We start from the raw sequence: 23,361 nt of genomic DNA on the forward strand, positions 1-23,361 counted from the left end.
TGGGCAGCGTGCCCCGGCAGTGATGCGTGTGGGCGCGCTTACGACGCGGGTTGTGCGGGTTCGGAGCCTTGCCGCCATCCGCCGCCCAAAACCTTGAACAGATCCACACGGTCGGAAGACACTTGGGTAAGGGCTGCCACATGGGCGGATCGGACGTCGAGAAGGGCGGTCTGCGTCACGAGCATGTCGAGCAGCGATATCGAACCTGCGCGGTAGCGTTGATCGGCAAGGATCCAGGCCCTTTCGGCGCTGGTTTCCGCGTCGGCCAGCGCTTCCAGACGGCGCTGTCCCTGGGCAACACGCGTTAGGGCCTGCTCCACTTCCTTGAGTGCGGTGAGCACGCGGCCGTCGAACGTGGCGAGAGCGACATCGCCCTGCGCTTTCGCTTGCCGCACGCGCGTGCGGGCGACCGCGATGTTCGGGAAGCTCCAGGTGACGAGTGGGCCGAGCGAGAACGACAGGGAATCGCTGCCCTTCACCGTCTCGCTACGCAGGAAGCCACCAAAGCCGCCGAGACTGATTTTCGGATAGAGGTCCGCCGTTGCCACGCCGATGCGGGCGGTGTCGGCGGCGAGCCGGCGTTCCGCCTCCCGCAAGTCGGGACGCCGTCGCAGAAGTGCGGCGCCGTCTCCGATCGGTAGCGCCTGGACCGGGGATGGCGGGCGGGAGCAGGCTTGCGCTGACTGCGGGATGGAATCGGGTGTGGACCCCAGCAATGCCGCCAGTTCGAACAGGGCCACTTGGCGCGCGGCTTCGCGTTCCGGGATAGCCGCACGTGCGGTGGCCGCCGCGCTGGCGGCGCGTTCGACATCGAAACGCGCCGCCGATCCGGCCTTCTCCTGCGCGGTGACGAGAGCGAGGTTGCGGGCCGCGACGGAGGCGGAATCGCCCGCTACGTCCACCGCATAAGCATTGGCGCAGGCATTGAGGTAGGCGCGGGTCGTTTCCGCGGCCACCAGCACGCGAACGCCGTCGCGTGCCGCCTCTACTGCTTCCGCATCGGCCCGCGCGGCTTCGATGGAGCGGCTGACGCGGCCGAACAAGTCGGCCTCCCAGCTTATCGATGCCGAGGCATTGCCTGACCATTGGGCGTCGGCGAACTGGGCGGAGCCACCCTGGCTGCCGCCGACCTGAACGGAGTTCCCATAACCGCCGCCCGCCGAGAGCGAAGTGGAGGGCAGGCGCCCGACGCGCGCTTCGGAGAGTACCGCGCGCGCTTTCGCCAGGTTGGCAGAGGCCACGCGAAGGTCGGTGTTCGCGGAGAAAGCGCGGGTGACGAGGTCGTCCAGTGCGGGGTCGTTGTAGAGATGCCACCAATCGTCCGGTAGCGGCGATGCCGGGTCTATGCCCTCGGCACGGGTGACGAATGCCTGTTCCGCCGAGGCGGAGGAAGCGGGCCGATGATAGTCTGGCCCCGCGGCGCAGGCGGCGGTGAAGAGGGCGCCAAGGGCGCTGGCGATCTGTCGCTTACGCATGGGCCGGTTCTCCGTCTGAAGGCGCGTGGTGCGATGTGGCCTGCGCCTTGGCGCGGTGGTCGCCGGCGAGAAGGGTGTAGATTGTCGGCAGCACGAAGAGGGTGAACAGGGTGCCGATCAGCATGCCCATGACCACCACGATGCCGATGGCGAAGCGACTGGCGGCGCCGGCGCCTCCCGCGAAGAGGAGGGGAATGAGCCCGGCGACCATCGCCGCGGTGGTCATCAGGATCGGCCTCATTCTCACGGCGGCGGCGTGGGCGATCGCCTCGGCCCGGTTCCAGCCGTGGGTGTGCTGCATTTCGTTGGCGAAGGAAACCATCAGGATACCGTGCTTGGAAATCAGCCCGATCAGAGTGACGAGGCCGATCTGCGTGTAGATGTTGAGCGTCGTGAACCCGAGATAGAGCGGCACCAGCGCGCCGGAGACCGCGAGCGGTACGGTGACGAGGATCACCAGCGGATCGCAGAAGCTTTCGAACTGGGCGGCCAGCACCAGGAAGATCACGACGAGGGCGAAGGCGAAGGAGACCGTGAGCTGGTTGCCCTCATGCACGTATTGGCGGCTGTTCGAGAGCCAATCGACCGTGGTGCCCGGGGGCAACGGCTGTGCCTTCAGGAAGTCCACCGCCTGCCCCATCGTCACCCCCGGCATGAGCACGGCGGAGATGGTTGCGGAGTTCATCTGGTTGAACTGGGGCAGCTTGTTGGGCTGCGGATTGATGGTGATGCTGGCGACGGTGGAAAGCGGCACGAGGCGGCCCGATCCGGTCTTCACGTAAAAGGCGCCGAGGTTGTCGGGCGTCAGGCGCCGATCCTGCGGGACCTGGGTGATCACGTCGTAGGACCGGTCGTGCCAGTTGAAGCGGTTCACATAGTTCTCGCCCACCATGAGCGCGAGGGTGTCTGCGATCTCGGCCATGCTCACGCCCAGTTCGCCTGCTTTGGCGCGGTCGATGGACACGTGGGCCTCCTGGCTGTCGAAGGCGAGATCGGCATCGACGAAGGCGAAGAGCTTGCTGCCCCAGGCGGCGCCCTTGATGGCCTCCAGCGTGCGGTAGATTTCGGGAAAGTCGTCTGCCGAGCGAATGACCATCTGCACCGGCAATCCGCCGCTGCCTGCCGGGAGCGGACTGTCCTGGAAGGCGGTGGCATAGACCCCGGTCACGGCGGAAGTCGATCCGGCGATCTCTGCCTGGATCTGGTCCGCATTGCGGGTACGGTCTGCCCATTCCTTCATGATGATGCCGCCGAAGCCGATATTGGCGCCGCCGGTGCCACCGACGTCGAACCAGCTGTCGGCATATTCGGGCACTTTGTGGAACAGCGCTTCGACTTCCGCACTGTACCGCGCGGTGTAATCGACATTGGCGTATTGCGGCGCCTTGGTCTGGACGAAGACGTAGCCCATGTCCTCCTGCGGCGCGAGTTCGCGCTTGGCACCCAGGAAGAAGACCACGCTGGCGCCCAGGATCAGCACCCCGGCCATCAGTACCGCGCCCCTCGTGGTCAAGGTGCGGCCGAGCAGCCCTACATAACGCCCGGTCAACCCGTGCATCACGCGTTCCAGGGCCTTTTCCAGACGGCCTTCGCCCATCCGGGCATGGAGCAGCCGGCTGCTCATCATCGGCGAGAGCGTCAAGGCGATCACGCCTGACACGATCACCGAACCCGCCAGGGTAAAGGCGAATTCGCGAAACAGGGCCCCGGTCAGGCCCCCCATCAGGCCGATCGGGGCGTAGACGGCTGCCAGAGTGATGGTCATGGCGATGACCGGGCCGACGATCTCCCGCGCGCCCAGCAGGGCCGCCTCGATGGGGCTGGCCCCTTCCTCGATATGGCGATGGATGTTTTCGACCACGACGATGGCGTCGTCCACGACCAGGCCGATGGCGAGGACCATGGCCAGCAGCGTCAGCAGATTGAGCGAGAACCCGAAGGCCAGCATCAGTCCCGCAGTGCCCAGCAGAGACAGCGGAATGGTGACGACGGGAATGATCACCGCGCGGAAAGTACCCAGGAACAGGAAGATGACGACGATGACGATGGCCACGGCTTCGATGAGGGTGTGCGCAACTTCGTCGATCGAGGCTTCCACGAAGTGGGCGGTGTCGAACTGGTTGCGCACTTCCAGCCCCGGCGGGGCGACGCGCTGCATTTGCGGGAGTAAGGCCTTGACCCCTGCAACGATATCCAGCGGGTTGCCATCCGGCGTCGGGGCGATCGCGACGGTGACGGACTTGTGCCCGGCGGAAAGCGCCCGCGCATCATAGTTCTGGGCGCCCAGCTCCACGGTGGCGACGTCGCCCAGGCGCACGAGGCCCCCGGCATCGCCGCCCTTGATGACCATCTGGCGGAAGGATTCCACATCGCGCAGGTCGGTTCCCGCGGTGATGTTGATGGCGGTGCTGGCGCCCTTGAGCTGGCCGGGAGCGGCCTGCACATTGTTGGCGCGCAAGGCGGCCGCGATGTCGCTTGCGGTAAGGCCGCGCCCGCTGAGCTTGGCAGGATCGACCCAGATGCGCATTGCCGGCGGGGCGCCGCCGCTGATCTCTGCCGAAGCGACCCCCGGCACGGAGGTGATCAGCGGCCGCGCCACGCGGTTCACGAAGTCCGCGATTTGCGAGGCAGAGAGCCGGTCGCTGGTGAACGCGATATATTGGATGGCAGAGGCGCCATCGGTGATCTTGGCGATCGCGGGATCGGTCACGCCCTCGGGCAGCCGGTATTTCACCTGCTGCACTTTGGCCAGAACCTCGGTCATCGCGCGATCGGCATCGGCGTTGAGCACCAGCTTGGCGGCAATGTGACTCTGGCCCTGCGTCGACGTGGAGGTAAGGTATTCGATGCCGCTGGCGGTGGCGATGGACTGGGCGATCGGCGTCGTCACGAAGCCCTGCATGACGTCCTGCGTGGCGCCGGGCAGGGAAGTGTCGATGGTGATCGTCGCGCTTTCCATGCGCGGGTATTGGCGGATCTGGAGGGCGAAGACCGAGCTAAGGCCGACAAGCAGGATCAGCAGGCTGACGACGATCGCCAGGATCCGACGGCGTATGAAGATGTCGGTGAAGCCCATGTCAGCGCCCCTCCTGCGGAACGAGCGTCGAGATTGTGACCTGCGCGCCGGGCTGCACGCGAAGCTGGCCATCAGCGACGATCACGTCGCCGGGGCGAATGCCGTCCGTCACCACCACGGCATCGCCGACGCGTGTGCCGGTGCGGACCGGCACGACCTCGGCCGTGCCGCGCTTGCGGGCATCCTTGCCGCGCACCACGATCACGCTGTCGCCTTGCGCGGAAGTCTGGATCGCGGTCGCCGGCAGCACCAGTGCGTTGGCACGGGGTGGCAGCGCCAGCGCGGCGTTCACGTACATTCCGGGACGTAGGGCGCGGTCCGGATTGGCGAGCAGGGCCTGCACCGTGACATTGCGGGTGTCCTTGCCGATCTGCGGTTCCACCGCGTTGACCCGGGCGGTGAAAGTGCGACCGGGAAAGGCATCGCTGGAGACGGCTACGCTGGAACCCGGCGCAAGGCGCGCCAATTGCTGTTGAGGCACCGCGAATTCGACATAGAGCTGGTCAAGCGCCGTCAAGGTGACGACCGGATCGCCGGGATTGAGATACTGCCCCAGGTTAACGCGGCGAAGGCCCAATTGGCCTGCGAACGGCGCGCGGACTTGCTTCTGCACCAGCCGCGCATCGATCTGCCGGACGGCGGCCAGCCCCTGATCGAGTTCGGCGCGGCGCTGTTCGAGCAACTCGCGCGGTTCCGCGCCGGTGGGCGCTAGCTGTTTGGACCGCGTCAACTGAAGCTGGGAGAACCGCGCCTTGGCCGTCGCGGCCTGGCGGTCGGCCTGTTCGGGACCGTCGAACAATTGCACGATCAGGTCTCCTGCGGAAACCTGGCGCCCTGCCTCGAACCGGATCGCGGAGACGCGGCCGGCCACTTCGGGCGAGAGCGTCACTTCGCGCACGGCCGTCAGGGTGCCGACTGCATCGATCGCCTGCGGCACATCGCGCGGCGTGGCGACGACGGCGGCGACCGGCACGGCTTGCTGCGGCCATTCCTGGCCTCCGCCGTTTCGCTCGGCGCGCCAGAGGAACAGAGCGCCGAGCAGAGCCCCCAGTGCCACTGTGGTAATGGCGATCGTGCGCAGCTGGGCCGGGCGCGACCTGGCTTTGGTTTCTCCCTCCATCACCATTACCGCGCGATGCCGGTGCCAGACGAGGAACGGACCCAATGCGAAGGCGAACTGCTGAAGTGCGGATCGAGCCGATCATCCGGCGACGGGGTTGCTGCATGCTTTCTCGGCGTCGGCCGGATTGCAGGATTCAAAGGCTCGTAGAACAGGATCATGTCGGCTCCTCGGATGGATTTTCCATCATTGGGAGCTTGCGGGGAAGCAAGCCGACAGGTCTCTTACGACCTCAACCATAGTTCAGGTCAAGATCGAATTTTCCGATCGGTAAGATAAGGGATTGCGATTTTTCTTGGGTTGCTTCGCTGGGCGGGCGGGTTAGAAATCCTGAACGTTTGTTGAGGTAAAGATGGTTCTTGAAGGCAGTCAGGCGCTTACCGTGGGCGAAGTGGCGCAGCGCAGCGGCGTCCCGGTTTCCACGATCCATTTCTACGAGAGAAAGGGCCTTATCGAGGGGTGGCGTACCGAGGGAAATCAGCGGCGTTACGAACGGCGCATCCTGCGGCGCGTGGCGATCATCCGCATTGCCCAGCGTGCGGGGCTGCCGCTCTCGCTGATCAAGGAACACCTCGACCGCTTCGCCAAGACACCCATTACTTCGGCGCAATGGGGCACGCTGACCGCGGATTGGCGGGCCATGCTGGATGAGCGGATCACCGGCCTTATCCAACTGCGCAATCAACTTGACAGTTGTATCGGCTGCGGTTGCCTCTCACTGGTGGACTGCCCGCTTCGAAATCCTGGCGACAGTCTCGGCTTCCAAGGCCCGGGGGCGAGGTTGCTGAGCGGGGCGGATCGATGATCGGCCTAAAACCGATCGGTTAAGCGGGGGCTGGCCGATTTTGGCCGAAAATCATTACATTTTGGCTTTATAGCGTTACCGCTCATTTTTGCGAATGGTTATCGAAACCGCATCGCAGATTTCGGGGAGCACCGGCTATGGAGACGCAGAAGGTTATCATTATCGGTGGCGGCATCGGCGGACTTTGCCTTGCGCAAGCCCTGAAGCGGATTGGCGTGCCCTTTGTGCTATTCGAACAGGATGCAACCCTTGGCGCGCGCGATCGGGGGCATCGTCTGAGGATCGACGCGACGGGACAGGATGCGCTGGCGCGCTGCGTGCCGGTCGATTTGCTATATCTCGTGCACAGAACCGCCAGCCTTGCCGAACCCGGCCCCTGGTTTGTCGATTCTCGATTGCGGCCAGTTCAATGGCCGATTTCCGGCGGTTGGACTACGCGTGGGAATGCGGTTGCGGACATTTGCGTGCATGGGCCGACCATGCGTGAAATCCTCGCGTCCGGGCTGGAGGAGCACATCCGCTTCGACCACGCGCTGATCGAATATGAGGAGAGTGCCGAAGGCGTAACCGCGCGGTTCGCAAATGGGCATGGAGAGCGCGGTACGCTGCTGGTCGGCGCGGATGGCATCGGATCGGCCGTGCGCCGCCAGTTGCTTCCCGGCGTCGTCCCAGAGGATACCGGTCTGGCCTGCATCTACGGGCGGACTGCGGCCACGATTGCCAATTGTCGCGCGATCGGTCCGGAAATCTGCGCCGGCAGTTCCGCCGTCGTCGCCGATGGTTTCCTGGCCATCATCGATCTGATGTTCTTCCGCGATCCGATGCCCGGGCTGGCGGCCCAGATCGTGCCGGCCTGCCTGATCACGGACGTGCCGGAATACTTCCATTGGGCCCTTACAGGAACGCGTGCGCGTCTGGGCGTGGAGACCCTGCCGGGAACGCCGCGCGAGTTAGACGGGATCGTTCGCCAACTGGTTCGGGATTGGGATCCGGCCCTGCAGGCCGTGTTCCTGCGGGGCGATCCAGCCGAATGGGCCGTCCATCCCGTCTGCAGTCTGTGGCCCGATCGAGCATGGCAATCGCAGCGGGTGACGCTGCTGGGCGATGCGATCCATGCCATGAGCCCGGCGAACGGCTCGGGGATGGTCACGGCGCTGTGCGATGCTGCGGATCTGTCCGGGTGTCTGGCAAGAGCGGGCAGGGGCGAAGGCCGCGCCGCGATGCTGGAGGCCTATGCCGTCTCGATGCGGGAGCGGGCAATCGACGCTGTACGCGCTGTTTCTGCGGACGGCAGCCGTCTTGCCGCGGCAGCTTGAATCCACCGCCAGCTTCGAAGGAGCATCACCATGGTCATCCACGATCTCTGCCGTTGGCCGCTTGTAATTTCAACGATGAGCGGCACCGTCACCAATCAGGAATACCTCGATTTTCTGGCCGCCTGGGGCACATGGCTGGATCGCGGAGAGCGCTTTGCCTCCTTGCGCCGTTTTACCGATGCCGCCTCACTGGTTCATCCGCAGGGGAGCGCGAAGGAGGCGAAGAAATGGTTGCAGGACAATGGCGCCCGCATCCGATCGCACGTGGTGGGCCTCGTCACCGTGGTCCCTGCCGAATGCCTGGAGGCCGCCAGCCGCATGGATGCGGAAAAGTTGTTTGGAGTGCCGGCGCTGACGTGCAGTGATCTCGATCAGGGGCTGGACTGGATTGCTACCCGTTTCGAACAGATCGGGTTATCTCCGGTCCCATGACCGACATCGTCAAGCAATTGCCGGAACTGGCCGATCGGATCGAAGGGCCGCCGGTCATTGCCTTCTGGGGCAGTGAACGACCCGGAGACGGCAGCGCGATCCAGTTGCGTGAATTCGGTTGGCATGGACATGCACGCGGCCAGCTTTTCAGCGTGGAGTCCGGGCTGGTCCGCATCAGAACGCATGACGGATCGTGGCTGCTTCCGCCCCGCCGCATCGGTTGGGTTCCTGCTGGCGAACTGCATGAGGTCAGTATCAGTGGTTCGCTCAGCGGCTGGGGGGCGATGATCTCTCCCGCCGCAAGCAGTGGATTGCCTGAGCGTGTCTGCGTCATGGCAGCCAACGATCTTCTGCGCAGCCTGGTTCACAAGGCGATGAGGTTTGCCGAGGTAGAGGTACTCTCGCCCGAGCAGGAGCGCCTGACCGCAGTGCTGTTGGACGAAATTCGCGCAGCGCCGCTGGAGCCGCTGCATTTGCCTATGCCCAGCGATGCGCGCCTGTTGCGGCTGACGATGCACCTTCTGGCTCAGCCTGGAGAAGAAAGGCCCTTCGCGCAGCTCGTATCCGAACTGGGAATGTCCGAACGCACGGCGCGTCGGTGCTTTCAGGCCGAGACCGGGATGACTTTCCAGCAATGGCGGCAGCAGGCGCGCTTGTCCCTGGCATTCGAATTGCTGGCACAAGGGCAGCAGGTAGGCGCCGTATCCGACGCCCTTGGCTATGCCACGCCGAGCAATTTCATCGCCATGTTCCGCCGGGCCTTCGGCTGCTCTCCGACACGCTATTTTGGCATGATCGGCTGACCAAGTGATCGATGCCAAATATGGTATGGACCTTCGTGCGACATGGGACCGAAGTCGCTGCCGATCTGGTGGAGTTGTCGATCATCGATAAGTGGACGATTATTCCGAACTTGCGTGTCATTTCCCGAAAAACTGTGCCAATTTCAGATCGACCCGCACGCCAAATACTACAGCATCCGGGATGTCGGTCTTGCGACTGGTTGCGTAGATCGGGTCCGGGTTGATGGCATATTGCACGTTCGGCATGATCCTCAAGCCGGGCAGGGCCGCAATGGCGTAATTCAGCTCGGCGATGATCTCGTTGGCGCTGGGCGATCCACGTCCGCCGGACTTCGCGCGCAAATCGCGCAAGTAGGCGATCTGCTGGTCGCTGAAGTGCGTGTTGGAGACGATAAAGCCGATCGTATCGCTGTCGCGGCCCTTGAACGTGCCGGTCTTGACCAGGCCGGCCGAAGCGAACCAGTCGAGCTGCTGGACATTGCCCGTGTTCACGAAGAGGCGGCCGAACACGGCGAGGTTGCGTTTGCTCTTGCCCGGAGCGCGAGCGACCGTCTGGTCGACCATGGCATAGAGACCAAGGCGGTTGCCGCTCAACCTGGTGCGCGCGAGGCCTGTTAGCGCGGCCGAGTTGCCGTTGGCGTCGTAGTAAGGGCTCTGTCCGCCGTCCGTGTTGAGGTAAAAGCCGAGCTTGTAGCGTCCCGGAAGCCGCGTCTTGGCAGGATCGCTCTCATAGCCGATTTCGCCGGCCACCAGCGCGCCCGTGCCTTGGCCCAGCGAGAGATCGAGGCCGCCCTTGCCCTTGGCATTCAGCGCGTTGTTGTAGTCGAAGACACCGAGTTGAACGTAAGGTCCGTTGCGGAAGGAATATTTTGCCTTTGCCGCCCAGGATGAGTTGGGAAAAGCCGTGATCCCGATGTCGCTGATGCCGCCGTAGGCCGTCAGGCAGGAGGTATTGCTCATGAAAACGCAGTTGAGCGGGGAGTTGTTGAAGTAGCTGTTCACGGCAGCGCGACCCGCCATCACGTTCAAGCGGCCGAAGTCGTGCTCGATGTTGAACTGGGTCAGCCGCGGGCCGGAGACGGGGCGCCAGGTCTGCTGGAAACTGATCGAGTTTCCGATATATTCGCGGCCGAGGCTGTCGCCGCTGAACCAGGCGCCTTGGATGTGCAGTCTGGTGTCGGACCAGCCCAGCACCTTCTCGAGATCTACATTGGCTGCACCGCTTACCCAGTGGGATTCTGCAAAGCCCTTATCGTTGCCGCCGATCGGATTGCCGGCGATGTTTCCCACGAAGTCCAGCGACAGGTCTACGCCGTCCTTCTTGAGATTACGCAGCGTCTTGCCGATGGGGTTGTCGTGCTGGAAACGCGCGAAACCGGTGAGAGCTTTTGCCGGATTGGAAGTGTCAGGCTGGGCCGGTGCCGACGGCGCTACTTCTTCCGCCGGGGCAGTGGGAGCCTCGTCCTGCGCATGAGCCGCGGCGGGGAGAATTTGCGCTGCCATGAGCATGGCGAGAACGCGGGTAACGGACATAAGGCTCTCCTCTCCGGCCGCGTCGCTGCGCGGCCGGTTATTCGTCTTTGGTGTTCTTCGGGTGGGAAGGGCGGTTAGGCGGCGATGCCCAACCGGCGCCGGGCGGCGTTGGTCCCGACGGCGGTGGCCAAAGTGTGCTCGTCGAGCTTGCCTTCCCACTTCGCAATGAAGATCGTGGCGATCGTATTGCCCACCAGGTTCACGAAGGTCAGGCCCTCCGCAAGGATGCGGTGGATGCCGAGAATCAGCGCGATCGAGGCGACCGGGATCGTCCCTGTGGTGTTCAACGTGGCGGCCAGTACGACGAATGCTGCCCCCGCGACACCCGCAGCACCCTTCGAGGTCAGCAGCAGGACCGCGATCAGCCCAAGCTCATGCCAGAAGGTAAGATGCGTGTTGGTAGCCTGAGCGAGGAACACGGCGACGGTGGTGAGATAGAGGCAGGTTCCGTCGAGATTGAAGGAATAGCCGGCCGGCACCACGAAGCCGACCACGCTTTCCTCGCAGCCAAGCGCCCTCAGCTTTTCGATCAGGCGCGGCAGAACCGTTTCGGTGGACGTGGTGGCCGCGACGATCACGATTTCGTCCCAGATGTAGCCGAGCAGGCGCATAAGGCTGACGCCGCACCACCAGGCGATAGTGCCCATCACGATACCGGTGAAAGCGGCGCAGACCACGAAGAACTCCAGGATCAGTTCTCCGAGCGACAGCAGCGATGCCGTACCGAACTGTCCGACCGTAAAGGCGATCGCTCCGAAGGCACCGAGGGGCGCGAAGTACATGACATAGCCAATGATGCGGAACAGGCCTTGCGAGGCACTGTCGATCACCGTCATCATCGGCTTCGAGCGTTCGCCTCCGGCTGCCATGGCAAGGCCGAACAGCACTGCAATCAGCAGGACCTGCAGGACGTGGCCTTCCGTAAGGGCACCTGCGAAGGAGTCCGGGATGATCGCCATCAGGTAACCGGAAATCGACTGATCATGCGCGCTGGCGACATAACCCTGGATCGAGGCGGTGTCGATCGAAGCGGCATCCACGTTCATGCCAGCGCCCGGCTGCCAAAGGTCGACTCCGATGAGGCCGATGATCAGCGCGAGGATCGTCACGACCTCGAAGTAGATGATCGATTTCAGAGCGACGCGGCCGACGCTCTTCATGTCGTTCATGCTGCCGATGCCGTGCACCACGGTCACGAAGACGATCGGCCCGATCATCATCTTGATCAGTTTGATGAACGCATCGCCGAGTGGCTTCATGGCGACGGCCACGTCCGGCACGAAGTGACCCAGCAGGATCCCGATAACGGTGCCGGCGAGAACCTGGAACCACAGTTGACCGAATATGCCGAAACGCCCGGCAGGCTTCTTCTCTTCCAAAGTTTTCATCATCCAGCTTTTATCTTTGTCGTTTGGCGACCCACTGGCTTGAGGCTTGGCCATTCGCGAAGAATCGCGTTCGCAGGAAACGTCTGAACACCCGTTTGGAGTGGCTAGAGCGAGAATCGAATGATCGTTGGGATCAATCCCAGCGGAGATCTTTCGCCCTTTATCCACTTCTAACCATAAGGTTAGGCATTCATTCGTTCACGTCCTCAACCCTTGTGTTGCGCCATGTACACGGGATATTGCGCTTCCCCGCAACGTTGATTTTCGAACGTAGTATAAGAAAAGCTGAGGTTCTGATGATTGACCCGATGCGCCTGAACCTTCGCCATTTGGAAACGGTGGCTGCCGCCGCCCGGCTCGGCACGATCAGCGCCGCGTCCAAGGCACTTCACGTTTCGCAGCCTGCGGCCACGCAAGCGATCGTGAGTATCGAGAAGCAGCTTGGCCATCGTTTGCTCGATCGTCAGCCATCCGGCATCGAGCCAACGGAGGCGGGACAGCTGTTGATCGTGCGCATCGAGCGTGCGCTGTCCCTGCTTGAACGCGGAGGCCTCCGCTTGCGGCGCAGCGCCCGGCTGGCGGCCATCCCCAACATCGAGAGGCGCATCACGCTCGGCCAGTTGCAGACGCTGATGGCTGTTGACGAGGCGGGGAGCTTTGCCTTGGCCGCAAGCCGTTCCCGGCATTCGCAGGCTGCGCTGCATCGATCGGCGCGTGAGCTGGAAGATGTCGTTGGCGTATCGCTTCTGACGCGGCAAGGGCGAACGGTGGTTCCAACACCTGCCGCGCGGCGGTTCCTTCGGTTCGTCAGGCTGGTCCGTGCTGAACTCGAGGCCGGAATCGATGAATTGAATGGGCTCAGTTCGCGGGGAGGCGGCCGCATTCGGATCGGGACGATGCCCGTCTCCCGCGCCGTCCTTCTTCCGCAGGCCTTGGCACGTTTCACGGTCGCGAACGTCGATGCGCAAGTGCGCGTTGTCGAAGGGTCTTACCCTGACCTGCTCAACAACCTTCGCCACGGGGAACTCGACGTGTTGCTCGGCGCGCTGCGCGATCCACTCCCCATCGCCGACGTCGTTCAAGAGGGTATGTACCTTGATGGCCCCATCATCGTGGGACGAACCAACCATCCGCTCGCACACGAGGAGTTCTCTTTCGCGCGTCTCCAGGACTTTCCATGGATTGTTACAGAGACAGGAACTCCGGGACGCCTGCGCTGGGAACGGATGTTCGCGAGCCACGGGATCGAGCCACCCAAGCTGAGAGTCGAAAGCGGATCGCTGGCGGTTATCCGCGGCCTGCTGCTTGAGGGCGACTGGCTCACGCTCCTTTCGCCCGATCAGATGCTCATAGAAGCCAGGGCAGGTCTGCTGACACGAATCGCAGACGCAGGGACAGCGCTTCGTCGCGAGATCGGCATAACAACCCGCTCCGATTGGCGCCCGACGCGCTTGCAGGCCGCCTTCATTGAGACGTTCCGCCAGGTATGTGGCGACTGGAGCGAGGGCAGGGCCACGAGCCGCCATCCGTTCCATTACGCCTGAGGGCGCTCGGCATGCCATCACTGCTGGTTCTGCGCGGGCGCAGTGCCGAGCCGTATGTGCGACGCGGCGTGGCGCTCGTGGCATAGGCGGCGGTCGGGTGGTGGGCGCGCAGTCGCATGCGAGGGGATTGGCATCGTCATCAGGTTCATCCGCAACTTGGTGAACCGATGGCGGCGATCTACGACCTCGATGAAGTGGCCTGCAACCGCCGTGTCGGCCAAGGCCCATACCCTGGCTTTAGGCCTGAAAACCAACACTTGGGTTGCGCGTATATTGTCAACTATTAGGTGGACATTGTGGGGCGGCTGATTATCGCTGCTCTGCAATGACCGAGGCGACGACGCCAGGTTGTATCGCAAACATGCGCTTCCAGTTTTGGCCTGACAGCCGCCCGGGCAGACCGCCCGGCGGACTTGACGCGCGCATGTTTCGTCCACCGACCTCAAAGTGTTCAAGGGGATGTAATGTCGCTCGCCCGAATTCTGCCGTCGTTCCTTCTGGGAGCATCCACGATTGCGCTGCTTGGTGCCGACCCTGCGTCGGCTGAAGAAGCGCCATCGTCGCCTGCCGCAGAGGCTGCCCCGCACGATGATGGCGAAATCCTGGTTACGGCGCGCCGCCGGCAGGAACGTGCGCAGGATGTGCCGATCTCCCTCAGCACCGTCGACGACCGGGCGCTTGTGGCGACCGGTTTTAGCAACCTCACCCAGATTTCGACACTCACGCCCAGCCTTGCCATTCGCGGGACCAATGCAAGAAACACCTACATCAATATTCGAGGGCTCGGTTCGAATTCCACCCAGAACGATGGTCTTGAGATCGGCGTCGGCGTTTATGTCGACGATGTCTATTACGGGCGCGTCGGGTCTTCCCAATTCGACCTCATCGACCTCGATCATGTGGAAGTACTGCGAGGGCCTCAGGGCACTCTGTTCGGCAAGAACACAACGGCGGGCGCGATCAGCATCGCAACGCGCGAGCCAAGCTTCGAACCTGAATTTCGCGGTGAGGTGTCGCTCGGAGAGAACGGCTATCGGCAATTCAGGGCCAGCGGCAGCACCGCGCTTGTGGCCGACAGGCTGGCGCTGCGGTTGACGGCATCGCGCACCCTCGAGAACGGATATTTCGACAACGCCTACAATGGCGGCCGCGTAGGCGACAGCCGGAACACCGCGCTTCGCGGGCAATTGCTGTTCCTGCCTTCGGAGCGGGTGAAGATCAGGCTGATCGGGGACTATTCCAAGCAGGCGGCCTCGGGTTTCGGCAGTTCCTGGATCGGGTACTTCACCAAGTACGACAACGGCGCGACCATCAGCAACAACATCATCGATCGCCTGAGCCGGCTCGGTTACGCCCAGCCAGGCGCGTTTGGCGACCCTTACGCGCGCGTCACTGCCCTCAATGCGCCGACGACGTCGCATATGAACAGCGGCGGTGCATCGGGCAAAGTCGATGTCGATCTGGACTGGGCGACGCTGACTTCGATTACCGCCTACCGCCAGTGGAACTGGTATCCGCAGAATGACACGGACGGCACCGCACTCGATATCAATCCGATCGGCGGGACCGGCAATCGGCAGCGCCAGTTCAGCCAGGAAGTCCGTCTGGCATCGCAAGGAGAGCGTAAGCTCGACTATGTCGTCGGGCTTTACTACTTCCATCAGATCATTCACGCGCTGAGCCAGTATGCGCTGGGATCGGACTATGCGGCCTGGAACAATCCCACCGCGAGGCGGGATCTCGCTAATTATGCCTATACAGGGTTCGAGGCGGACTCGGCGGCGCAACCGAAGACCGACAGCTATGCCGCCTTCGGGCAAACGACATGGCATGCCTCCGACGCGCTGAGCGTGACGGCGGGCCTGCGCTTCACACACGAGGACAGGCAGGCCAGTTATGACCAGTATGCCGTCGCCGGCAACGACTTGTCCGTGCTGAGCGCGGCGGATCAGGCGACGGCGCAAGCTCTTCGAGACGCCCTCTATCCGGCCACCAGTTATTTCCGGAAGGTCAGCGACAACGCGCTTACCGGCCAGATCAATATCGCCTACAAGATTGCGCCCGACATTCTTGCGTTCGCCAGCTATGCACGCGGCGTGAAGTCCGGCGGGGTCAATGTTGGCCAGCTTCCTGCCGGAGTCTCCGGCATTGTCGATCCGGAAAAGGTAAATGCCTACGAAGTGGGCCTCAAGTCCCAGTTCTGGGATCGCAGGATCACGGCAAATCTTGCAGGCTTCTGGACCGAAGTGCAGGACTATCAGGCCGCCATTGCCGAGCAGATCGGCACGACGACCTCCTACCGGCGTTACATCTCCAACATTCCCGGCGTTCGTTCGCGCGGGGTGGAGGCGGATCTTTCGTTCGCGCCTACCCGACAGCTCAGACTGACGGCTTCCGGCGCCTATACCGATGCAACCTACAAGGAGTACCCCAACGCGCAGGCGGCTGCGGAAAACCGGAATCTCAGCCAGACCCAGGACCTGAGCGGTGTGCAACTGCCGAACATATCGAAGTTCACTTACGCGCTCTCGGCCGACTGGACGCATCCGGTGCGGATCGTCAGCGACGATGAACTCTACTTGCGGGCGGACTTCAATCACCGGTCTTCCTACAAGACCGATGAAACCAATTCGCGCTATTCGAAGATTCCGGGCTACGGGGTGCTTAATGCCCGCCTGGGCGTGCGCCTGGAAGACGGCCGCTGGGACCTTTCCATCTGGGCCCGCAATCTGCTCGACAAGAACTACCTCACTACTCTGACGACCGCAGCAACAGGGCTGATTACCGCCCAGATCGGCAATCCACGTCAGGTCGGCGGAACCTTGCGCGTCAACTTCTAAGAAAGAGGGAGAACGGTCTTGTCGTTCATCAATCGCTTGTTACCGCTCGTGCTGCCCTTCGCGATGCTGCCGGTATCGGTCCGGGCCGCGCCAAACGCGGCACCCGGTCAATGCGAACAGGCTGCCGGCGGCTTTGATGTCGATGCCGGAGAGGGCGTGCACATCCATATCCGCACAATCGGCAAGGGAACACCGATACTGTTCATTCCCTCCCTGGCGCGCGGCGTTGCCGATTTCGACGAGGTGGCCTCGTTGCTGGCCCGGGAGGGGTATATGTCGATTCTTCCCGATCCGCGTGGAACCGGCCGTACCCAGGGGCCTGCACCGGCTAGCCTGTTCGATCTGGCACATGACGCTGAAGTGGCAGCGGCCAGGCTTTGCAATGGACCGGTTCATGTCGTCGGCCATGCATTCGGCAACCGGGTCGCCCGCGCACTGGCGACTTCCAGTCCGGGGACCGTCCGTGATGTCGTGCTGCTGGCTGGCGGCGGCAAGGCGAAGTCTCTTCCGCAAGTGGGCGATTCCATAACCGTTTCTGCGTCCGAAAGCGGCTTTTCGGACGCGGTGCGGCTGAAGGCTCTCCAGACGGCGTTTTTCGCGCAGGGCCATGATCCGCGAGTTTGGCTGACCGGATGGTACGGGCAGGCGCTGGCCTTTCAGGGGGCGGCCATGAAGGGATCGTCGGTCGATCAATGGTGGAGCGGTGGCAGCGCCCCGATTCTGCTTGTGCAGGCTGACGAGGATCCCGTTGCGCCGAGTGGCAATGCCGACCAGTTGAAGGCCGATATCGGCGACCGCTTGCGCACGGTTGCACTTCGCCGGGCAAGTCACGCGATTCTTCCCGAACAGCCGCGGGCGGTTGCCTGGCTATTGGCCCGCTACTTTGCGGGCGAACGGGACGAGGCGGTTCTGCAAGGGGGCACGGACGCCCGGGTGGAACGCTGATGGAGCGCAGGAACCTATTGCAGGGCCTTGTCGTGGCACCTTTTGCGGCATTGGCTCCGACAACGGCGTTGGCCCTGCCGCGCCCAACGGCGGAGACCACAATCGCTGACCTCGACGTGTTCGAGGTTCATGTGAACAGGCGTGGAAACTGGGTGCTGGCAAGGCTAAAGACCGCCAACGGTCTGACCGGGATCGGCGATGCGTCGCACGGCGGCGATGATCGGCAGACGGTGGCCTATCTCAAGCAGCTGACCGATTTGCTACGTGGCCGACAGGTCTTCGATGTGGAATGGTTTCGGCAGGCCGCGAACCAGATCGTGGCGGGATCGGCGGGCAAGGCGCGGTCAGCGGCGAGCGCGTTGGAACAGTGCATGTGGGATCTCATCGGCAAGACGACGGGACAGCCGGTCCACCAACTCTTCGGAGGCAGGCTGCATGACCGCATTCCGCTTTATGCCAATATCAACCGCTCAGCCGATCCCCGCACGCCGGAAGGCTTTGCCGCCATGGCGCAGCGGGCGGTCGATGCGGGTTTCGATGCCGTCAAACTCGCGCCTTTTGATGAGATGCCGAAAATACCGTCGGATGACGCAGATGTAGCGGCCGGCACTGATCACGGCATCGCCTGTGCCGAAGCGGTACGGCAGGTAATCGGGCCGAACCGCCGCCTGTTGATAGACGTCCATAGCCGCTTCACGCTCGCACAGGGGCTCAAGCTTTTACAGCGTTTCGAACCGCTCAATCTCTACTGGCTGGAGGAAGTTACGGCAGAAGGCGGTTTTGACGATCTCGCCGCCATCAACAAAGCGGCCCCGATGACGACTGCCGGCGGCGAGGCGCTTCATGGCATCGCCGCCTTCTATCGCTACATCCAGTCGGGTGCCGTCGATATCGTCATGCCCGACGTAAAGCTTTGCGGCGGCATGCTGGAGTTGAAGAAGATTGCCGTCATCGCCGAAGCGGCAGGCGTTCCCGTCTCACCGCATGGACCGGCAAGCCCGGTCGGTACGGTAGCGGCCGCACAAGTGATGGCAACGGTTCCCAACTTCAACATCCTGGAGTTCGCTTATGGCGAAGTCCCATGGCGCGCCGATCTGCTGGATACGCCCGAAGACGTTACCGGAGGAAACTTGGCACTTTCAAAGAAGCCGGGTCTCGGCGTCGAATTGAACATGAAAACGGTTGCGCGATATGCCGCATGACGGCGTTGACCGCCAATCGTTCTGTAAAAAGAGGTTTGCAATGAACCGCCGCGAGATTCTGGCATCGATTGCCGCAACGCCTTTTCTGTTTGATGCCGCCTCCGCTCTGGCGAGGGACGGATCGCTCGTGAGCCCGGATATGATCGAGGAAGACCTGCGCCGCTATATCGCGTTTGGTTCGAAGGCGTCGGGCGGTGCCGGCGATAATGCCTCTGGCGAATGGATTGCCGGGGAACTCGCCAGAGCGGGTTACAAAGTCGAGCGCTCGACATTCGAGGCTCCCTTCTTTGAACCCGATGTGGTCGAACTGCGTGCTGGGGGATCGTCGGCACGCCTGATTGCACAAGCCATCGTGAAGCAGACGCCGGGTGAAGGCGTCGAAGGGCGCCTGTTCCGCTTTGACCCGCTCAAGCCCGAACAGATCCCGAGCGGCGCGCTCGTGCTTGTCGACCTGCCACGGCAAGGCTGGTCGACAGCCACTGCGCCGATCATCCGCAAGGCCGTGAAGGCGTGCGAGGATGCGGGTGCAAATGGAGCGATCCTGGTCACCAACGGTCCGACCGGCGAGGCCATCGCACTCAATGCACCGGGCGACGAGCCGCTGTTTTCGCTTCCCACGGCATGCTTGGCTCCCCGCGATGCCGGGCCTTTCTTCGAAGCTGCCGGAAAGAAGGAGACTGCACGGCTCTTCATCCTTGGGCGGGCAGGGAGGCGGGGTGCATTCAATATCGCAGGGCGATGGTCGGCACCCGGCGGGGCGAAGACGGTCATTGTTACCACGCCGCGATCGGGATGGATGACCTGCGCGGCTGAACGGGGGCCGGGCATTGCGATCTGGCTCGATCTCATGCGGTGGCTGCCGACCAGCGGTTTGGCGCTCAACGTGATCTTCAGCAGCAATAGCGGGCACGAGTACGAGAATTTGGGAGCGTCGCACCAGATTGGACAATTGCTCCCCCAGCCTCGGGATACGGCGCTGTTTCTGCTCTTCGGCGCCAGCGTCGTTACCAAGGCAACCCAGGAATACGAAGGGCGACTGAGCGTCCTTCCTGATGGAACCGCGCCACGCAGTTGCATCGTCACCGCCGGAACAGACAATCTCGCGCGTTCCGTTCTTGCGGGGTGGGAAGGATGGGCCGATCCCGCTTTTGTGACCGATGGCGGAGCAGGTGAAGCAGGGACTGCTATCCGGGCCGGCTATCCTAATGTCATCGGATTCATCGGTTCCAATCCCTATCATCATGTGGCTGGCGATACAGGCGGGAATGTCGACAGCGCTCAAATCAGGGCCGTGGCCCTGGCGAGTAGAGAACTGCTAAGGCGAATTTGACAAAGTATATACCTTCGACCTCCTAACGGACGACTGCCGTTCACTGGAACGATGAATGGTGAGCGCTACTTCAAGAGCCGAAGCGCGCGCAGCCGCTGCCCAAGCCACCTGAAGACGTCAAAGGCGACGCGATCGAACTCGTCGTGCCTGTCGAATTCTTCATGCAGTGAGGCCGATGGCTTACAGCAATCGTCTGCTTCGCCGCCGGCCGCGCATCGAGCGCCGCGTGCTGGCGCTCTTACGCGGCGAGACTGATCCGTTGCTGGATGGTCACGACGTCAACGCGTTTGTCCGCCTGCGTCATCTGGCCCGGCGCAAAGGACTGGTCATTCATGAAGCGGAAGTGCCCTATCTCGGAGACGACGAACTGACTCTGCTGTCATGGCTCGCCGCGTCGTAGCGCATTGCTGCAACACATCTGCGACCAGCGGATCGCTGTCTCGCTGCCATCATTACGCGTTGTGGCGTTGCTCTGCAGCAGGCCGGGCTAATGCTGTATCCGCTCACACTCTACCAGTACCGATTGCAGAGCGGCACGTAAGGTGGCTTGGCTCTCTCAATGCCATCTGGTCGGGCCGACCATGTCCGGAGAAAGTTTCGATCGGTAGGGTCTTCCCATGCCCTTGCTCAGCGCTACGACCGGGCGAGCATCGCCTGACGGCTAGCTGTCACAGGGCATGAGGTGCTGGTCACGGGAAAGTCCTTCGACAAGGCGTCAGCCTTTTGCGGGAATACGCCCGGGCAGCACTCTAAACGGATCGTGAGGGTCCACGTCGCAGCCAGCCTGCTCAGGCGGACGGTCGTGCGCTAAGTAAGCCGAGAATGAGGGCATGCATGCCATAGGCGAATTCTGCTTCGATATCCGCGGGGTACTTCCCATCGATAGGCCGTTCCGCATCTTCCGTGCGCGAATAGACGGTGTCCGCCAGTGCAATGCAGTGGAAAGCCACGGTCGAGAGCAACCGTCCTGCTTTTTCGGGCGTAATCCCAAAAGCGTTCGCTATGGCGGCATGATGTGCGCGAATGCGCTCGATCATCGCCGGCATCTGGGCCTTGCGGCGTATCATGTAGAGCGCCAGCCCAGGATGACGGCCGACAAGGTCGCGTAGCGACGCACTGAACGCGACGAGATAATTCTCCAGCGTCTCCCCCTGCGGCGCCGGCATGTCCCAGCGCAGGAAGATCGCATCGGCAACCAGGAGCTTCAGCGCCTCCAGATTCGGCACATGTTTGTAGAGGGCCATGTGGCTCACCCCGATCCGCGCGGCGAGGCCCACGAAAGTCAGGTCGGGCAGCCCCATGGCAATGCCCGCATCGACGATCCGCTCGCGCGTGATGGTGGCCGGGCGGCCTCGCCGGGGCTGTTCGGGCGCGGTGGTCATGCCGCTCCTATCGCGCAAAGCGGCTGGGTTGGCGAGAGGGCGATTGCCTCAGGATCGAAATTTAGTTTATAGGCATGAAACTAAATCGAGCGAACGCAGCAGGAGATTGGACGATGGCCGATGAAATTCGCGGTGCGGAGACGAAATTGCGCGGCGAAGACCATGATCGCGGGCTCCACGAAGTCCGCGCCGTGGTGGAAGCGATAGAGCGGCCGAGTTTTTCTATCGTCCGCATCCGCACGCGGCTTGCGTCCTCTGCCGAAGATCCGAACTGGGCCCAGCCCAATGTTGCGTTTCGCATCCATCTGGGCGGCGATTATGGGGATGTTTCGCGGATCTACACCGTGCGCGACTACGATGGCGCGGGCGGTTTCACGTTCGATGTCGTGCTGCATGAAGGCGTCAGCCCGATGATGCGCTGGACGGCTGCGTTGCGCCTTGGGGATTCGTTCGAACTGACGGGGCCGCGGCCGCACATCGGCATTCCCGACGCGGCAGGGCGCAAGGTTGCGCTGTTCGTGGACGAGACGGGGATACCCGCGCTCTTTTCGCTGCTCCGCCAATGGCCGGCGGGCGTTCCCGGCAAGGGCTGGATCGCCACGAAGGATGCGCAGGTCTTTGCCGAATTGCCGCATGTGGATGGGCTGGAACTGGTCCGGGCCGAGGGTGATGAGCCCGACATGCTGCTGGTTTATGCCCAGCGGATCGGCGATGCCACGGGTTGGGCCGTGTGGGGCGCCGGTGAGCGGGGCGAGATGCGGGCGATCCGCCAGCATTTTGCCGCCTTGGGGCTGGCCAAGCAGGATATCGCCATCGCCGGTTACTGGCGGCGGGGCGTCAGCAACACCGAAATCGATACGCGCCGCAAGGAGGATTACGAACGCGTTCTGGCGCGTGGCGGTACCTTAGCGGATTATGACGACCTTGCCGTCGAAGTCTGAATTTTTCGCGAGTTCATTGCGAATGCGACGTAATAGCATATTGAGCCAGACCGAAGAATGATGGAGCGAATTTGATGAACGCACATTTCGTCGAGGGTGACTTCGATGCGGACGCGCTTGTGCGTGAGGCGGTGCATCAGGCTCTTGCAGCTGCCGAGGCCCCGCAGCGGCTCCGCCAGCAAATGGCCGGTTCGTTCGAGGGATGGTTCTGGGTGGAGGATGTCGGCCCGGGTCTGTTCGCATCGGCCTGCGAACTTGCGTCGCCATCGGGCGCGGCGATTTCGCAGCCGGTGGAACGCTCGGTGATGATGACCTTCCTGCTGGATGGCGAGAACGGCCAGTTCGCGCCGGAAGGGGCTGGACCGGTATCGAGCCGGGCAGACCGCGTGCATGTGGTCGGGCTGGGAGAGCGGCGCCTCTGCACCCGGGTGCTGGAGGCAGGGCAGGGGTGTCGCCGCGTGGAGATCGGCGCCCGCACGCAGTTCCTCGAAGCCAATGCGGATGCCTTGTCCGACGCCGATCTGAAGGCTCTGGATTACCTGATGGCGCCGGGCTTTCGCAGCTATCACCTGCCGCGTAGCGAGGCGATGACGCAGATGGCCGCGATGCTGACGGAGGAGCGCTATCACGGATCGCTCGGCCGCCTGTTCCGCGAATCCGTGACCGTGCAACTGATGCTGCAAGCCCTGCGGCAATTCCGCGAGGGCGGCGAATATCGCGCGGCGCTGGGCGCGCGTTGCTACGATGCGGTGATGGAGGCGCGGCACATTCTGGACGGCACGCTGCTGGCACCGCCCGGCACGATCGAGCTTGCGCGGCAGGTTGGGCTGAACCGCAATGTGCTGCAAGCCGGGTTCAAGGCCCGGTTCGGTACCACCCTGTTCGGCTATGTGCGCGACAAACGCATGGCGATGGCGCGCATCATGATCGAGGAACAGGGTTTCGGCGCGGCGGAGGCAGGCTACAAGGTGGGCTTCGCCAGCCCTTCCGCTTTCTCCGCCGCCTATCGCCGCAAGTTCGGCCGCGCCCCGATGAGTCTCCAGCGCGCCGCTGTGGCCTGACGCGACAGCATTCGTGCCTTACGCGACAGTCATCGCGATTGGCCCGCGCGGAGTCCCTGCCTATTGAGAACGGGTCGCATTTGGGGCGACGCGATCTTCTTCCCGGTTGAGGGCGGCAGCGGACGGCATTTCTTGCCCGAGCTTGGCCGAAATCCTCCTTCGGGCACG

The 23,361-nt window shown here is 63.0% G+C and carries 19 protein-coding genes; 12 read left to right on the forward strand and 7 right to left on the reverse strand.

The annotated features are described in order from the left end of the window. Positions 1-38 precede the first annotated feature (38 nt). Genes EDF57_RS12510 through EDF57_RS25495 form a run of 4 tightly spaced genes read right to left on the reverse strand, consistent with a single transcriptional unit; the run spans position 39 to position 5,832 of the window. Positions 39-1,475 (reverse strand): efflux transporter outer membrane subunit, encoded by a 1,437-nt coding sequence (locus EDF57_RS12510; protein WP_134094506.1) that lies wholly within the window; start codon positions 1,473-1,475, stop codon positions 39-41. Beyond that, a complete protein-coding gene (locus tag EDF57_RS12515; RefSeq protein ID WP_134094507.1) occupies positions 1,468-4,551 on the reverse strand; it encodes an efflux RND transporter permease subunit in 3,084 nt (1,027 codons plus the stop codon). The genes EDF57_RS12510 and EDF57_RS12515 overlap by 8 nt, the downstream gene beginning before the upstream one ends. A gap of 1 nt (position 4,552) precedes the next feature. Continuing rightward, on the reverse strand, positions 4,553-5,677 hold the full coding sequence (locus tag EDF57_RS12520; RefSeq protein WP_134094508.1) for an efflux RND transporter periplasmic adaptor subunit: 1,125 nt from the start codon (positions 5,675-5,677) through the stop codon (positions 4,553-4,555). Further along, complete coding sequence (locus EDF57_RS25495; protein ID WP_166675265.1) at positions 5,677-5,832, reverse strand: hypothetical protein; 156 nt, start codon at positions 5,830-5,832, stop codon at positions 5,677-5,679. Before EDF57_RS25495 ends, EDF57_RS12520 begins: the two co-directional genes overlap by 1 nt. 191 nt (positions 5,833-6,023) lie before the next feature. Here EDF57_RS25495 and soxR point away from each other — a divergent pair, with 191 nt between their 5' ends. The 4 genes from soxR (at position 6,024) to EDF57_RS12540 (ending at position 9,027) form a co-directional block, all read left to right on the forward strand. After that, complete coding sequence (gene soxR, locus EDF57_RS12525; protein WP_134094509.1) at positions 6,024-6,476, forward strand: redox-sensitive transcriptional activator SoxR; 453 nt, start codon at positions 6,024-6,026, stop codon at positions 6,474-6,476. A 137-nt stretch (positions 6,477-6,613) separates the two neighbouring features. Next, positions 6,614-7,792: an FAD-dependent monooxygenase gene (locus tag EDF57_RS12530; protein WP_134094510.1), complete on the forward strand. Its 1,179-nt coding sequence runs from the start codon at positions 6,614-6,616 to the stop codon at positions 7,790-7,792. Between the two features lie 30 nt (positions 7,793-7,822). Continuing rightward, positions 7,823-8,224, forward strand: a complete 402-nt coding sequence (locus tag EDF57_RS12535) for a hypothetical protein (RefSeq protein ID WP_134094511.1) — start codon at positions 7,823-7,825, stop codon at positions 8,222-8,224. After that, a complete protein-coding gene (locus tag EDF57_RS12540; RefSeq protein WP_134094512.1) occupies positions 8,221-9,027 on the forward strand; it encodes a helix-turn-helix transcriptional regulator in 807 nt (268 codons plus the stop codon). The genes EDF57_RS12535 and EDF57_RS12540 overlap by 4 nt, the downstream gene beginning before the upstream one ends. A gap of 117 nt (positions 9,028-9,144) precedes the next feature. On the opposite strand, the gene EDF57_RS12545 is transcribed toward EDF57_RS12540, so the two are convergent. Together EDF57_RS12545 and dctA are read right to left on the reverse strand one after the other, a co-directional pair. Further along, positions 9,145-10,560, reverse strand: coding sequence for a carbohydrate porin (locus EDF57_RS12545; protein ID WP_134094513.1), 1,416 nt, complete (start codon positions 10,558-10,560; stop codon positions 9,145-9,147). Between the two features lie 74 nt (positions 10,561-10,634). Then, positions 10,635-11,948: a C4-dicarboxylate transporter DctA gene (gene dctA / locus EDF57_RS12550; RefSeq protein ID WP_243841040.1), complete on the reverse strand. Its 1,314-nt coding sequence runs from the start codon at positions 11,946-11,948 to the stop codon at positions 10,635-10,637. A 296-nt stretch (positions 11,949-12,244) separates the two neighbouring features. Here dctA and EDF57_RS12555 point away from each other — a divergent pair, with 296 nt between their 5' ends. From EDF57_RS12555 to EDF57_RS12585, 6 genes are all read left to right on the forward strand, one after another. Beyond that, positions 12,245-13,492, forward strand: a complete 1,248-nt coding sequence (locus EDF57_RS12555; RefSeq protein WP_134094514.1) for a LysR family transcriptional regulator — start codon at positions 12,245-12,247, stop codon at positions 13,490-13,492. Positions 13,493-13,956: 464 nt separating this feature from the next. Then, positions 13,957-16,332 (forward strand): TonB-dependent receptor, encoded by a 2,376-nt coding sequence (locus EDF57_RS12560; protein ID WP_134094515.1) that lies wholly within the window; start codon positions 13,957-13,959, stop codon positions 16,330-16,332. Between the two features lie 18 nt (positions 16,333-16,350). Further along, positions 16,351-17,277: an alpha/beta fold hydrolase gene (locus tag EDF57_RS12565; RefSeq protein ID WP_134094516.1), complete on the forward strand. Its 927-nt coding sequence runs from the start codon at positions 16,351-16,353 to the stop codon at positions 17,275-17,277. Then, entirely contained in the window at positions 17,277-18,479 is a 1,203-nt protein-coding gene (locus EDF57_RS12570; protein ID WP_134094517.1) for a mandelate racemase/muconate lactonizing enzyme family protein, read from the forward strand. Before EDF57_RS12565 ends, EDF57_RS12570 begins: the two co-directional genes overlap by 1 nt. Before the next feature lie 40 nt (positions 18,480-18,519). Then, positions 18,520-19,809 (forward strand): hypothetical protein, encoded by a 1,290-nt coding sequence (locus EDF57_RS12575; protein WP_134094518.1) that lies wholly within the window; start codon positions 18,520-18,522, stop codon positions 19,807-19,809. A gap of 175 nt (positions 19,810-19,984) precedes the next feature. After that, entirely contained in the window at positions 19,985-20,209 is a 225-nt protein-coding gene (locus EDF57_RS12585; RefSeq protein WP_134094519.1) for a hypothetical protein, read from the forward strand. A 388-nt stretch (positions 20,210-20,597) separates the two neighbouring features. Here EDF57_RS12585 and EDF57_RS12590 read toward each other — a convergent pair whose 3' ends face one another. Then, a complete protein-coding gene (locus tag EDF57_RS12590) occupies positions 20,598-21,191 on the reverse strand; it encodes a TetR/AcrR family transcriptional regulator (RefSeq protein ID WP_134094520.1) in 594 nt (197 codons plus the stop codon). A gap of 113 nt (positions 21,192-21,304) precedes the next feature. Between EDF57_RS12590 and EDF57_RS12595 the strand changes: the two genes are divergently transcribed. Then, positions 21,305-22,132 (forward strand): siderophore-interacting protein, encoded by an 828-nt coding sequence (locus EDF57_RS12595; protein ID WP_134094521.1) that lies wholly within the window; start codon positions 21,305-21,307, stop codon positions 22,130-22,132. A gap of 74 nt (positions 22,133-22,206) precedes the next feature. Beyond that, positions 22,207-23,193, forward strand: a complete 987-nt coding sequence (locus EDF57_RS12600) for an AraC family transcriptional regulator (RefSeq protein WP_134094522.1) — start codon at positions 22,207-22,209, stop codon at positions 23,191-23,193. Positions 23,194-23,361 lie beyond the last annotated feature (168 nt).

This window comes from Novosphingobium sp. PhB55 (assembly GCF_004368805.1).
GTDB lineage: Bacteria > Pseudomonadota > Alphaproteobacteria > Sphingomonadales > Sphingomonadaceae > Novosphingobium.